The sequence below is a fragment of the Streptomyces sp. NPDC014006 genome (assembly GCF_043088925.1).
GTDB lineage: Bacteria > Actinomycetota > Actinomycetes > Streptomycetales > Streptomycetaceae > Streptomyces.
In genome coordinates this window covers 146,061-159,531 of record NZ_JBICAJ010000013.1, presented here as the reverse complement: position 1 = coordinate 159,531, position 13,471 = coordinate 146,061, and the positions used below count along the sequence as shown (strand labels likewise).

The window sequence follows — 13,471 nt, the reverse complement described above, 5'->3', positions numbered from 1 at the left end:
TCGTACTCCCTCTCGGGCCGCCCCGCGCCGGGTCAGCGCTGCGGCGGCCATGACATGGTTGGGACCCCCTGCGAGAAGCGCACGTCGCACAGGGCACGCGCGACGGTCGTGGCGCGTGCTCCGGGGACGCGACTACTTCGCGTCGGTGTCGCCCTCGGACTTCTTCGGCTCTTCGTCGGCCTGAGCCTTCGCCTCGGCCGCGTCGGCCTTGTCCTCGGCGGCCTTGATCGCGTCCTCGCCTCGCTCGGCGGCGTCCTGCTTACCGAGGTCGATCTTGCCCTCGGAGGCGGCAGCGGCGGACTCGTCGTCTTCGGTGAGGGAGGACGCGTCGTCGGGGACGATGTCGGCGTCGGACTTCAGGTCGTGCTCGACGCCGTGGACGATGCGGTTGTACTCGTCGTCGCTCAGGACGGCGCCGATCGAGTTCTTCGCGAAGAGGAGTTCGACACCGGGACCGGCGTCAAGGAGGACCGTCTCCTCGTTGACCTCCTTGACCGTCGCGTACATGCCCCCGATGGTGCGGACGCCGGAACCGGGTTGCATGTGGTTCCGCATGTCCGCGGCCTGCTGCTGCTTCCTCTTGGCGGAGCGGGTCATCAGGAACATGGCCCCGATGAGCACGATGAACGGGAGGAGGGTCACGAGACTCACGGGTCGGTACTTCCTTCACACGACCGCGATGGTGAGCGGCCTGATGGCTGGGGGGTGTATGGGGGCTGCCGTCACAGGCGGCATCGGCGGAGTCTAAGCGAGTCCGCGCGCAAGGAACAACGCTCAGCATGGCACCTGGGTTCCTGCGCCCGCCAATCCCTCGCCGATGTCCCTCCGTCATGCACCGTCTCCTGCTGTCATGCCCCGAACAGATCTGCTTGTCCGTTTCCGGCCGTCGAAGAGCGGGGCGGGGTCAGGCCGAGGTGGGCCCAGGCGGCCGGCGTGGCGACACGGCCGCGCGGGGTGCGGGCCAGCAGGCCCTCACGTACCAGGAAGGGTTCGGCCACCTCCTCGACCGTCTCCCGCTCCTCCCCCACCGCGACCGCCAGGGTCGACAGGCCGACGGGGCCGCCGCCGAAGAGCTTCAGCAGCGCCTGCAGCACGGCCCGGTCCAGGCGGTCCAGGCCGCGCGCGTCGACCTCGTAGACGGCGAGGGCGGCGGCGGCGATGTCGCGGGTGATCAGGCCGTCGGCCTTGACCTGCGCGTAGTCGCGTACCCGGCGCAGCAGCCGGTTGGCGATACGGGGCGTGCCGCGGGAGCGGCCGGCGATCTCGGCGGCGCCGTCGGAGTCGATCTCGACGTCCAGCAGCTGCGCCGAGCGGTGTACGACGCGCTCCAGCTCGTGCGGCTCGTAAAACTCCATGTGCGCGGTGAAGCCGAAGCGGTCGCGCAGGGGTGGCGGCAGCAGGCCCGCGCGGGTGGTGGCGCCGACCAGGGTGAAGGGAGGCAGTTCGAGCGGGATGGCGGTGGCGCCGGGACCCTTGCCGACGATCACGTCGACGCGGAAGTCCTCCATGGCCATGTACAGCATCTCCTCGGCGGGCCGCGACATGCGGTGGATCTCGTCGAGGAAGAGCACCTCGCCCTCCTGAAGGGAGGACAGGATCGCGGCGAGGTCGCCGGCGTGCTGGATGGCGGGTCCCGAGGTGATGCGGATGGGGGCGCCCATCTCGGCCGCGATGATCATCGACAGGGTGGTCTTGCCGAGTCCGGGGGCGCCGGAGAGCAGCACGTGGTCGGCGGTGGCGCCGCGCGCGCGGGCGGCGCGCAGCACCAGGTCGAGCTGTTCGCGCACCTTTTCCTGGCCGATGAACTCGCCCAGGTCCTTGGGGCGCAGGGCGGCCTCGACGGCCTGGTCCTCACGGTCGGCGACAGAGTCCACCAGCCGGTCGGGGGCGGGGGTGTCGGTGGCGTCGTCCCAGTTCATGTGGTGTGCCTTCGGCTATCGGGGTCAGCGGGCGCGATGCGGTCAGCGGGCGCGGTTCAGGGTCTGCAGGGCGGCCTTCAGCAGCTGCCCGACCTGGGGCGTGCCGCCCGCGGCCTCGGCCTGGGGTGCGACGGCGGTCACCGCCTCGTCGGCCTCCCTGGTCGCGTAGCCCAGCCCGATCAGGGCGGCGTGCAGCTGGTCGCGCCAGCCCTGGGAGACCGGGGCGCCGACGGCGGGCGCCCCGACGGGCTCGCCGAGCCGGTCCTTCAGCTCCAGCAGCAGCTTCTGGGCGCCCTTCTTGCCGATGCCGGGGACGGCGGTGAGCGCCTTCTCGTCACCGGTGGCGACGGCGCGGCGCAGCGCGTCCGGGGTGTGCACGGCGAGCATCGCCTGGGCCAGGCGCGGTCCGACTCCGCTCGCGGTCTGCAGCAGCTCGAAGACCTGGCGCTCGTCGTCGTCGGCGAAGCCGTACAGGGTGAGGGAGTCCTCGCGGACGACGAGGGACGTGTGCAGCTTGGCGGGCCGGCCCATCCGGAGCGTGGACAGTGTGTTCGGCGTGCACTGGACGGCCATGCCGACCCCGCCGACCTCCACCACCGCGGCGTCGGGGGCGAGCGCGGCGACCGTGCCGCTGACGAAGGCGATCATGCCGTTCGGCCTTTCGATACGGGGACGGTGTGCCGGGCGACGGCCTGCTGGAGCCGGTTCTGGGCGGGGGCGCGCCAGATGTGGCAGACGGCGAGCGCGAGGGCGTCGGCGGCGTCGGCGGGCTTGGGCGGCGAGGCGAGTCTGAGCAGCCGGGTGACCATGGCCCCGACCTGCGCCTTGTCGGCGCGGCCGCTGCCGGTGACGGCGGCCTTGACCTCGCTGGGGGTGTGCAGGGCGACCGGGATGCCACGGCGGGCGGCGCACAGCATGGCGACGGCGCTGGCCTGGGCGGTGCCCATGACGGTGCGTACGTTGTGCTGGCTGAAGACGCGCTCGACGGCGACGAACTCCGGCCGGTGCTCGTCCAGCCACTGCTCGATGCCCTGCTCGACGGCGAGGAGGCGGTGGCTGAGGTCGTCGTCCGCCGGCGTGCGGACGACTCCGACGCCGAGCATGGTGAGCGGCCGGCCCGCGACCCCCTCGACGACGCCGACACCGCACCGCGTCAGTCCGGGGTCCACCCCCAATACGCGCACCGCACCCCTCCCTCGGATCCCTCGATCACCTGTTTGTGCAGGCTATCGGGTCCCACTGACAATGACGGCGGGCCGGTGGACGTGTCCCACCGGCCCGCTGCCATTCCGCTCGTTTCAGCGGAGCGTCACGCGTCGACCTTCTCCATGATCTCGTCGCTGACGTCGAAGTTGGCGAAGACGTTCTGCACGTCGTCGCTGTCCTCGAGCGCGTCGATCAGCTTGAAGATCTTCTTCGCGCCCTCCTCGTCCAGTTCGACCTGCATGGTCGGGACGAAGTTGGCCTCGGCGGAGTCGTAGTCGATGCCGGCGTCCTGCAGGGCGGTGCGCACGGCGACCAGGTCGGTGGCCTCGCTGATGACCTCGAAGGTCTCACCGAGGTCGTTGACCTCCTCGGCACCGGCGTCCAGGACCGCGCCGAGGACGTCGTCCTCGCTCAGCTCACCCTTGGGGACGATCACCACGCCCTTGCGGTTGAACAGGTACGACACCGAGCCCGGGTCGGCCATGGAGCCGCCGTTGCGGGTCATGGCGACGCGGACCTCGGAGGCGGCGCGGTTGCGGTTGTCGGTGAGGCACTCGATGAGCACCGCGACACCGTTCGGGCCGTAACCCTCGTACATGATCGTCTCGTAGTCGGCGCCACCGGCCTCCAGGCCCGCGCCGCGCTTGACCGCGGAGTCGATGTTCTTGTTCGGGACCGACGACTTCTTCGCCTTCTGGATGGCGTCGTACAGCGTCGGGTTGCCCTCGGGGTCCGCGCCGCCCGTGCGCGCCGCGACCTCGATGTTCTTGATCAGCTTCGCGAAGAGCTTGCCGCGCTTGGCGTCGATCACGGCTTTCTTGTGCTTCGTCGTGGCCCATTTAGAGTGGCCGGACATCTGCCTGTCTCCTTCGCGTAACCAATCTCTGTACGAACGCCTGGAATCCTACAAGGACTACGGCGTCCCGTTCGCGCGCACCATGTCGACGAACAGCGAGTGCACGCGGTGGTCGCCGGTCAGCTCCGGGTGGAACGACGTGGCGAGCGCATTGCCCTGACGCACGGCGACGATGTGGCCCTCGTGCTCGGCGAGCACCTCGGCGCCGGCGCCGACGGACTCCACCCAGGGGGCGCGGATGAAGACTCCCTCGACGGGAGCGCCCTCGACGCCCCTGACGTCGACCGACGCCTCGAAGGACTCGTTCTGGCGGCCGAAGGCGTTGCGGCGCACGATCATGTCGATGCCGCCGATCGTCTCCTGGCCCGAGCGCGGGTCGAGGATCTTGTCGGCGAGCATGATCATGCCGGCGCAGGTGCCGTAGACGGGCATGCCGGCACGCACGCGTGCGCGCAGGGGCTCCATCAGGCCGAACAGGACGGCCAGCTTGGAGATGGTGGTGGACTCGCCGCCGGGGAGGACGAGACCGTCGACCTCGGCGAGCTCTTCGGGGCGCCGCACCGGCCTGGCCACGGCGTCGGCCGCGGCCAGGGCGATGAGGTGCTCCCGGACGTCGCCCTGGAGAGCCAGGACGCCGATGACAGGAGTGTTCATGAGTGGCTTACCTGTAGTGGCGTGACCGGGGTGCTCACCAGCCGCGGTTGGCGTAGCGCTCGGTCTCGGGGAGGGTGTCGCAGTTGATGCCGACCATGGCCTCGCCGAGGTTGCGGGACGCGTCCGCGATGATCTTCGGGTCGTCGTAGAAGGTGGTGGCCTTCACGATGGCGGCGGCGCGCTTGGCCGGGTCGCCGGACTTGAAGATGCCGGAGCCGACGAACACGCCCTCGGCGCCGAGCTGGCGCATCAGGGCCGCGTCGGCCGGGGTGGCGACGCCACCGGCGGAGAAGAGGACCACCGGGAGCTTGCCCAGCTCGGCGACCTCCTTGACCAGCTCGTAGGGGGCGCGCAGCTCCTTGGCGGCGGCGTACAGCTCGTTGTTGTCGTAGCCGCGCAGGCGGGCGATCTCGTTCTTGATCTGGCGCAGGTGGCGGACGGCCTCGACGACGTTGCCGGTGCCGGCCTCGCCCTTGGAGCGGATCATCGCGGCACCCTCGGCGATACGGCGCAGGGCCTCGCCCAGGTTGGTGGCGCCACAGACGAAGGGGGTGGTGAAGGCCCACTTGTCGGAGTGGTTGACCTCGTCGGCCGGGGTGAGCACCTCGGACTCGTCGATGTAGTCGACGCCGAGGGACTGCAGGACCTGGGCCTCGACGAAGTGGCCGATGCGGGACTTGGCCATGACCGGGATGGAGACGGCGTCGATGATGCCCTCGATCATGTCCGGGTCGGACATGCGGGCCACGCCGCCGTCCTTGCGGATGTCGGCCGGGACCCGCTCGAGGGCCATGACGGCGACGGCGCCCGCGTCCTCGGCGATCTTCGCCTGCTCCGGCGTGACGACGTCCATGATCACGCCGCCCTTGAGCTGCTCGGCCATGCCGCGCTTGACGCGGGCGGTACCGATCTCGGGAGCCTGGTTCTCGGTGCTGGACACGGGTGACCTCACTGAAGGAAAAGAGGGGTTACTGCAGCACTGAGGAAACGTGACGGGACCAGTCCACTGCAAGGGCCAATGAAAACCCGGTGGCTCCTTTTGGCCGGAAGCGGTCTGTCCGGAACGGAATCGTATGCGGAGGGCGGTGCGCGCTGCGGGGGCCGGCCGGGTCAGGCGGAGCGGTCCGCCAAGGGGGCCGGAGGCTCGTCGTCCATTTCGAAGGCCATCGGGAACGGGGCGTGGCCGGCGAGGCGGAACCAGCGGACCTTGCGGTGCTCGCGCAGGCGGCGGGCCGCGCCGACCGCGTCGTTGTGGAAGCGGCGGGCCATCGGGACGCGGCGCACGGCCTCCGTCAGCTCGTGGGCCGCCTGCTCTCCCCCGGGCGCCTCGCGGACGGCCTCCAGCTGCTCGCGTTCGGCGAACACCGCGCGCAGCGCCTGGCTCAGATCGCTCTCGGCGACCTCGCGCTGCTCCTCCTCGGCCTGCCGGGCGGCGTGCGCGGCCTCGTACAGGACGATCGACGCGGCCGGGTCCAGCACACCCGAGGTCGCCACCTCCTGCGCCACCGAGGCCCGCCGCAGCAGCTGGGCGTCCAGGGAGGCGCGGGCGGCGTCGATCCGCGCGTGCAGCCGGTCCAGCCGCCCCGCGGTCCAGCTCAGGTACAGGCCGATCGCGACAAGGACGACGAGGGTCCAGATGAGGGTTGCGGTCACGGGCGGCCACCTTACCGGCGCGCCACCCGCGAACCTCCGGCCCGCACGGCCCCGCGGGCATCAGCGGGGCCTGCCGCCGGCTGCCTCGTTCCGGCGCGGGGAAACCAGCCCCGCAAAGGCCCTCTCAGTCCCGCGCCAGCCCCCACCGGGCCCGCAGTCCCGTCGGCCCCGTGTCCTCCGCGGCCACCGCGGCCGCGCCGGCCGTCACCGTCTCGTACACCGACAGGATGTCCGCGCCGACCGTGGACCAGTCGAAGCGCCGGACGTGGGTGCTGCCGCGCTCGCGCAGTTCCGCCAGGCGCGCCGGGTCCTCCAGCAGCCGTACGGCGGCCTCGGCGAGCGCGTCGGCGTCCTCGTTGGCGAACAGCTCGCCCGCCTTGCCCTGGTCGAGCACCTGGGCGAAGGCGTCGAGGTCGGAGGCGAGCACGGGCGCGCCCGCCGACATCGCCTCGACCAGGATGATCCCGAAGCTCTCGCCGCCGGTGTTGGGCGCGACGTACAGGTCGACGGAGCGCAGGAAGCGGGCCTTGTCCTCGTCGCTGACCATGCCGAGGAACTCCACCCGGGAGCGCAGCTCGGCCGGCAGCGAGGCCACCGCCTCCTCCTCGTCGCCCCGCCCGGCGACCAGCAGCCGGGTCTGCGGCCGGACGGCGAGGATCTTGGGCAGCGCCCTCATCAGCACCGGCAGGCCCTTGCGGGGTTCGTCGATACGGCCGATGAAGCCGAGGGTGTCGCCCTGCCACGCGGGGTTGGGCTCGGCCTTGGCGAAGAAGTCGACGTCCACGCCGTTCGGGATGACGACGGCGTCCCCGCCGAGGTGCTCCACCAGCGTGCGCCGCGCGTACTCGCTCACCGCGATCCGCGCGCTGATCTTCTCCAGCGCGGCCTGCAGGATGGCGTACGCGGCGATCATCGCCTTGGAGCGCGGATTGGAGGTGTGGAAGGTGGCGACCATCGGACCGCGCGCCGCCCAGCAGGTCAGCAGCCCCAGCGACGGCGAGGTCGGCTCGTGGATGTGCACGACGTCGAACGCGCCGTCGTGCAGCCAGCGCCGCACTCGCGCGGCGGACAGGAAACCGAAGTTGAGGCGGGCGACGGAGCCGTTGTACGGCACCGGCACCGCACGCCCCGCGGAGACGACGTACGGCGGCAGGGGCGTGTCGTCGTCGGCCGGGGCGAGCACGGACACCTCGTGGCCGAGCCGGATGAAGTACTCGGCGAGGTCGCGGATGTGGAACTGGACGCCGCCGGGCACGTCCCAGGAGTACGGGCAGACGATGCCGATCCTCACGCGGTCCCCTTCGACGGGTCGAGATCAGCGAGCCACAACCGCTGCAGCATGTGCCAGTCCTCAGGATGGTCGGCGATCCCCGTGGCGAAGGCGTCGGCCAGCGCCTGTGTCATGGAGGACGTCTTCTCGGCGCGCGTGCCTGACTCGGGGACGTCGATCGGGGGATGCACCCGGCCCCGCATGACCGGCGAGTCGTCGTACCACAAGGTCACCGGCAGCAGCAGGGCGCCGGTCTGCTGGGCCAGCAGGGCGGGCCCGGCGGGCATCCGGGCCGTGTCGCCGAAGAAGTCGACCTCGACCCCGGAGGAGGACAGGTCGCGGTCGGAGACCAGGCAGACCAGGCCGCCGTCGCGCAGCCGGCGCGCGAGCGTGCCGAAGGCGGAGCCGCCGCTGTGCGGCAGGACCTCCATGCCCAGGCCCTCGCGGTAGGCGACGAAGCGGTCGTAGAGCGTCTCCGGCTTGAGGCGCTCGGCGACCGTGGTGAACGGGATGCCGAGCTTCGTGGTGACCCAGGCGCCGGCCAGGTCCCAGTTGGCCAGGTGCGGCAGGGCGAGTATCACGCCCTTGCCGGCGGCCATGCCCTCGGTGAGGTAGTGCAGGTCCTTGGGGTCGAAGCCGGCCTTGATGCGCTCGGCGCTCCAGGCCGGCAGCCGGAAGGACTCCATCCAGTAGCGCAGATAGGAGCGCATGCCCGCGCGGGAGAGCTCGGCGAGCCGTTCCGGGCTCGCGCCGGGCACCACGCGCGCGTAGTTGGACTCCAGCCGCTCGACGCCCTTGCCGCGCTGCTTCCAGGCGAGGTCGGCGACGGTCCGGCCGAGGCGCACCGCGGCCGGCTCGGGGAGTTTCTTCACGGTGCCCCAGCCGAGGCCGTACAGGGCGTCGGTCAGCCGCTCCTGGGCGCTCACTTCGCCGTCTCCCTCCCCTGCGGCTCACCGGGCGTCGCGGCGGCCGCGGCCTCCGCCTCCGCCGACTCGCGGCGCACGGTGACGACCCGCTGGATCAGCGTGACGAGGCTGCCCACGGCGACGATCCACAGCGCGACCGGCAGGAGGTACTGGATGCCCGCCACCCCGAACTTGTGCAGGCCCGCGAAACCGGCCGCGACCAGCGAGATCACCAGCCGCTCGGCCCGCTCGACGAGCCCGTTGACGGCGACCGGCAGCCCGATCGACTCGCCGCGCGCCTTGGTGTAGGACACCACCTGACCGCTGGCCAGGCAGAAGATCGACACCGCGCACAGCACGTTGTCGTCGCCGTGTCCGGCGTACCAGAGCGCGAAGCCGCCGAAGATCGCGCCGTCGGCGACCCGGTCGAGCGTGGAGTCAAGGAAGGCGCCCCAGCGGCTGGAGCGGCCCAGCTGGCGCGCCATGTTGCCGTCGACCAGGTCGGAGAAGACGAAGAGCGTGATCACGACCGTGCCCCAGAAGAACTCGCCCCGGGGGTAGAAGACCAGCGCTCCGGCGATCACTCCGGCGGTGCCGATCAGCGTGACCGTGTCGGGGCTGACCCCCCGGCGGATGAGAAACGCGGCGAACGGCGTGAGAACACGCGTGAAGAAAGCACGCGCGTACTTGTTCAGCATGGCCTTCCCGACTGGTCGGTGTCGCCGTGCGGCCCCTGCTGGCCCCCGGCTGGCCCATCGTAGCCACGCGCGCGTACGGGCGAGGGCCGGGCACCCGCAGCCGTGTCACACATCGCGCACGCCGGGCGCCGCCGCGCTCGCGTCCCTCGTATGGACGCGGCGTTACGGGAGTGGAAAGCTCGAAGGACGCGGGCGTCGCCGGAGCCGCCCACACGCGGCCTCCCGCGTGTCCGCGCCCACAGTGACCTCACCGTGCACGGGAGGCAGGATCATGGGCGACAAGGCACAATCCCACCCCGGAGCCGCCGGCAGGGCTACGGCGGCCGACCACCCCGCGTCCATTCGGAATGTGGTGCTGGTCGGCCACTCCGGATCGGGCAAGACGACTCTGGTGGAGGCTCTCGCGCTGACCGCGGGAGCGGTGAACCGGGCGGGCCGCGTGGAGGACGGCGGCACCGTCTCCGACCACGACGACATCGAGCACCGCCAGCAGCGCTCGGTGCAGCTGTCCCTGGTACCCGTCGAATGGGACGGCATCAAGATCAATCTGCTGGACACCCCGGGATACGCCGACTTCGTCGGGGAACTGCGGGCCGGTCTGCGCGCGGCGGACGCGGCCCTCTTCGTCGTCTCGGCCTCCGACGGGGTGGACGGCTCGACGCGCATGGTGTGGGACGAGTGCGCGGCCGTCGGCATGCCGCGCGCGATCGTCGTCACGCACCTGGAAGCGGCCCGCGCGGACTTCGAGGAGATGACCCGGATCTGCGCCGAGGCGTTCGGCGGTGACGACCCCGACGCCGTGCTGCCGCTGTACCTGCCCCTGCACGGCTCCCAGGGACCCGACGGGCACGCGCCCGTGACCGGTCTGGCCGGGCTGCTGACGCAGAAGCTGTTCGACTACTCCTCCGGTGAGCGCAAGGAGTCCGAACCCGGCGAGGACCAGCTGTCGGACCTCACCGAGGCCCGCAACCGGCTGATCGAGGGGATCATCGCCGAGAGCGAGGACGAGACCCTCATGGACCGCTATCTCGGCGGCGAGCAGGTCGAGCTGAAGACACTGATCCAGGATTTGGAGCGGGCCGTGGCACGCGGCACGTTCTTCCCCGTCCTGGCCGCCGCCCCGGCCGCCGAGGGCGCCAAGCAGGGCATCGGCACGGTGGAGCTGCTGGAGCTGATCACCGGCGGGTTCCCGACCCCCTTCGAGCACCCCACACCCGCGGTGACCACCATCGACGGCGCGCCGCGCGAGCTCAAGCCGTGCGACACCGACGGACCGCTGGTCGCCGAGGTCGTCAAGACCTCCTCCGACCCCTACGTCGGCCGGATCTCCCTGGTCCGCGTCTTCTCCGGCACCCTGCGCCCCGAACAGACCCTCCACGTCTCCGGGCACGGCCTGGCCGACCGCGGCCACGAGGACCACGACGTCGACGAGAAGATCGGCGCCCTGTCCGCCCCGTTCGGCAAGCAGCAGCGGCCGGTGGCGCACGCCGTCGCGGGCGACCTGGTGTGCGTGGCCAAGCTCACCCGCGCCGAGACCGGGGACACGCTCTCCGCCAAGGACGATCCGCTGCTGATGGAGCCCTGGCAGATGCCGGACCCGCTGCTGCCGCTGGCCATCCAGGCGCACAGCAAGGCCGACGAGGACAAGCTGTCCCAGGGCCTGGCGCGGCTGGTCGCCGAGGACCCGACGATGCGCCTGGAACAGAACCAGGACACCCACCAGGTGGTGCTGTGGTGCCTGGGCGAGGCGCACGCCGACGTCGCGCTGGAGCGGCTGCGCAGCCGCTACGGAGTCCAGGTCGACGTCGTACCGCACCAGGTGTCGCTGCGGGAGACCTTCGCGAACAAGTCGGCCGGGCGCGGCCGGCACGTGAAGCAGTCCGGCGGGCACGGGCAGTACGCCATCTGCGAGATCGAGGTGGAACCGCTGCCGGGCGGCTCGGGCATCGAGTTCGTCGACAAGGTGGTCGGCGGGGCCGTCCCCCGGCAGTTCATCCCGTCGGTGGAGAAGGGTGTGCGGGCGCAGGCGGCCAAGGGGGTCGTGGCCGGCCACCCGCTGATCGACGTGCGGGTCACGCTGCTCGACGGCAAGGCGCACTCGGTGGACTCCTCCGACGCCGCGTTCCAGACCGCCGGCGCGCTCGCCCTGCGGGAGGCCGCTGCCGACGCGAAGATCCATCTGCTGGAGCCGGTGGCCGAGGTGTCCGTGCTGATCGGCGACGAGTACGTGGGCGCCGTGATGAGCGACCTGTCCGGCCGGCGTGGCCGGGTACTGGGCACCGAGCAGACCAGCGGCGGGCGCACCCTGGTGCGGGCCGAGGTCCCCGAGATCGAGATCGGGCGGTACGCCATCGATCTGCGGTCGATGTCCCACGGCACGGCGCGCTTCGACCGCCGCTACGTGCGGCACGAGCCGATGCCGGCGCAGGTCGCCGAACGGATCCGGGAACAGGAGCGCGCGGCTTCATAGTTGGCACCGCCCGCGCACAACCGGCGTGCGGGCGGGGCTCTTCCGGCTCGGCGGGCGGCTCCTTCAGCCGTCCGCCGACGGATGTCAGTGTGTGCGGATACGCTGATGACCTGATCAACAGGTGTGCGCAGGACGGAAGTCGGGAAGGCCGCAGAAGCGAGCAATGCGGCGACCGGGGGTGGGGATGAGCGTGGACGGCGGTTACGCGGACTTCTTCGGGCCACAGGTGCCGCGCACCGGCGATGCGGGCCAGACGGCGACGTTCGCGCTGGCCTCCGCGGCCTACCGGGACAACCCGATGGAGGAGATAAAGAAGGCCGACAACGAGTGGCACCAGTCGGAGGTGAAACCCGGCAAGCTCGCGCTGTTCCGGCCGAACCTGGGCGAGGCGTTCGCCCGCGCGGTCGTGGACCGCATGATCGGCGAGGGCCGCAAGCCGCTCATCCAGTCCTTCGGCGCCGAACCGCAGGTGGTCGTCGAGCACTGCCTGGCGGCGAACAACATCCGCCGGGACCGCGACAACCGGCTCACCGCGGCGATCATGCTGTGCGGAGTGCTCTTCCTGCCCGGGTTCCTGGTCTGGCTGCTGGTCTTCCAGATCCGTACCACCATCGACAAGACGGACAACAGGCGTGCCTCGGCTCTGGCGACCACCCTGCTCGTCGCGGTGGCCGCGCTCGCCGTGGTCTTTCTGCTCCGCATGCCGTTCAGCGGCTTCTGGGGCTGGTACGCCCGAGCCGCCGTGGTGATGCCGGTGGTCGGCTGGTTCTGGGCCCGGCGGATCTGCGAGCGCACCGCCGTGGACCTCCGGGAGCGCTGGAACAGCCTGCTGTCGGGCAGCAGCGTCGGCGCCAAGGTGCCCGAGGCCGTGCCCACCGGCCCCCGTGAGACCGCCGCCGAGCAGCTGCGCCAGTCCCTGGCCCGGCTCGGCGCCGAGCAGCAGTCGAACTCGGTCTTCTACGCAGGCCCCAAGGGCATCCTCGGCATGGGCACCCGCTGGGGCTCGTGGCAGCTCGCCGAGGAGCTGGTGCCGGCCGATCCCGGCCGGGAGATCCACCCCTTCCGCAGCTGGGACGTGATCCGCTCGATCCACGACCAGCTGCGCATGCTGGAGCGCGGCCCCCTGAACACCGGCGGCTTCCCCGCCCCGTCCCTACGGCACTGGATCGTCACGCCGATCGGTGAGAACGCCAAGGAGGTGGCCCGGCCGTCGGGCACGGACGTCGAGGCCTACCAGGTCAAGTCGCACGCGATACAGGACATCTGCAACAAGCAGCAGTTCGGCGCGGGTGACCGGCACTACCTGGGCGTGCAGTGGACGCTGTGGGACGGGCAGCTGGTGATCACCATGCTGATCACCGTGACGGTGCTGCACGCGACGCTGCGCATCGAGGTCACCGGGCATGCGCTGGGGCCGGTCAATCCGCTGTTCACGACCAAGCCGGAGGCGCCCACCAAGGAGGTCGCCAAGTCCTTCAAGCCGTGGGAGACCCGCAAGATCAACCTGCCCCTGGTCACCACCGACGAGGTGGTCCGGCTGGCGGTGCGGGCGCCGCTGACCTGGTATCCCCCGGCGCTGAAGTGGCTCGGCGGCACGATAGGGCTGCCGGAGCCGTTCGGTCTGCGGCACGCGTGGGCGGACCAGCCGTGGCGGCACCGCTTCATGGCGGACGACGCGCTGCGGGCGGCGACGCCGGTCCTGCGCGTGGTGCACGCGGCGGCGATCAAGGTGCTGGAGGAGAACGGGGCGGACACGGAGAAGTTCGGCACGCGCTCGGCGTTCCTCAGCACGGCGGTCCAGGACGTGTCGCCGAAGAAGGCGGACGTCTACGACGCGTGA

Annotated in this window: 13 protein-coding genes; 2 read left to right on the top strand and 11 right to left on the bottom strand. The window is 71.4% G+C overall.

Annotation, left to right across the window (positions count from 1 at the left end; all coding sequences use genetic code 11):
• Positions 1-132: 132 nt before the first annotated feature.
• From yajC to pgsA, 11 genes are all read right to left on the bottom strand, one after another.
• Positions 133-651 carry a preprotein translocase subunit YajC gene (gene yajC, locus ACF1GV_RS34855; RefSeq protein WP_391689078.1) on the bottom strand — a complete coding sequence of 173 codons (519 nt, stop codon included), beginning with the start codon at positions 649-651 and terminating at the stop codon, positions 133-135.
• A gap of 197 nt (positions 652-848) precedes the next feature.
• Positions 849-1,919, bottom strand: a complete 1,071-nt coding sequence (gene ruvB, locus ACF1GV_RS34850; protein WP_391689075.1) for a Holliday junction branch migration DNA helicase RuvB — start codon at positions 1,917-1,919, stop codon at positions 849-851.
• Between the two features lie 42 nt (positions 1,920-1,961).
• A complete protein-coding gene (gene ruvA / locus ACF1GV_RS34845) occupies positions 1,962-2,567 on the bottom strand; it encodes a Holliday junction branch migration protein RuvA (protein ID WP_391689072.1) in 606 nt (201 codons plus the stop codon).
• Positions 2,564-3,103 (bottom strand): crossover junction endodeoxyribonuclease RuvC, encoded by a 540-nt coding sequence (gene ruvC, locus ACF1GV_RS34840; protein ID WP_391689069.1) that lies wholly within the window; start codon positions 3,101-3,103, stop codon positions 2,564-2,566. Before ruvC ends, ruvA begins: the two co-directional genes overlap by 4 nt.
• Positions 3,104-3,228: 125 nt before the next feature.
• On the bottom strand, positions 3,229-3,981 hold the full coding sequence (locus ACF1GV_RS34835; protein ID WP_391689067.1) for a YebC/PmpR family DNA-binding transcriptional regulator: 753 nt from the start codon (positions 3,979-3,981) through the stop codon (positions 3,229-3,231).
• Positions 3,982-4,038: 57 nt separating this feature from the next.
• Positions 4,039-4,635 (bottom strand): pyridoxal 5'-phosphate synthase glutaminase subunit PdxT, encoded by a 597-nt coding sequence (gene pdxT / locus ACF1GV_RS34830; RefSeq protein WP_363265015.1) that lies wholly within the window; start codon positions 4,633-4,635, stop codon positions 4,039-4,041.
• 34 nt (positions 4,636-4,669) lie between these two features.
• A complete protein-coding gene (pdxS, locus tag ACF1GV_RS34825) occupies positions 4,670-5,575 on the bottom strand; it encodes a pyridoxal 5'-phosphate synthase lyase subunit PdxS (RefSeq protein WP_391689064.1) in 906 nt (301 codons plus the stop codon).
• Between the two features lie 170 nt (positions 5,576-5,745).
• Positions 5,746-6,288: a hypothetical protein gene (locus tag ACF1GV_RS34820; RefSeq protein WP_391689062.1), complete on the bottom strand. Its 543-nt coding sequence runs from the start codon at positions 6,286-6,288 to the stop codon at positions 5,746-5,748.
• Between the two features lie 124 nt (positions 6,289-6,412).
• The gene (locus ACF1GV_RS34815) at positions 6,413-7,579 is read right to left on the bottom strand and encodes a glycosyltransferase family 4 protein (protein ID WP_391689059.1); all 1,167 of its coding nucleotides are present in this window, start codon (positions 7,577-7,579) and stop codon (positions 6,413-6,415) included.
• Positions 7,576-8,484, bottom strand: a complete 909-nt coding sequence (locus tag ACF1GV_RS34810; protein WP_391689056.1) for a phosphatidylinositol mannoside acyltransferase — start codon at positions 8,482-8,484, stop codon at positions 7,576-7,578. Before ACF1GV_RS34810 ends, ACF1GV_RS34815 begins: the two co-directional genes overlap by 4 nt.
• A complete protein-coding gene (gene pgsA, locus ACF1GV_RS34805; RefSeq protein WP_391689053.1) occupies positions 8,481-9,161 on the bottom strand; it encodes a phosphatidylinositol phosphate synthase in 681 nt (226 codons plus the stop codon). The genes ACF1GV_RS34810 and pgsA overlap by 4 nt, the downstream gene beginning before the upstream one ends.
• A gap of 271 nt (positions 9,162-9,432) precedes the next feature.
• On the opposite strand from pgsA, the gene ACF1GV_RS34800 reads away from it, so the two are divergent.
• Positions 9,433-11,631 carry an elongation factor G-like protein EF-G2 gene (locus ACF1GV_RS34800; protein WP_391689051.1) on the top strand — a complete coding sequence of 733 codons (2,199 nt, stop codon included), beginning with the start codon at positions 9,433-9,435 and terminating at the stop codon, positions 11,629-11,631.
• 184 nt (positions 11,632-11,815) lie between these two features.
• Positions 11,816-13,471: a hypothetical protein gene (locus tag ACF1GV_RS34795; protein WP_391689408.1), complete on the top strand. Its 1,656-nt coding sequence runs from the start codon at positions 11,816-11,818 to the stop codon at positions 13,469-13,471.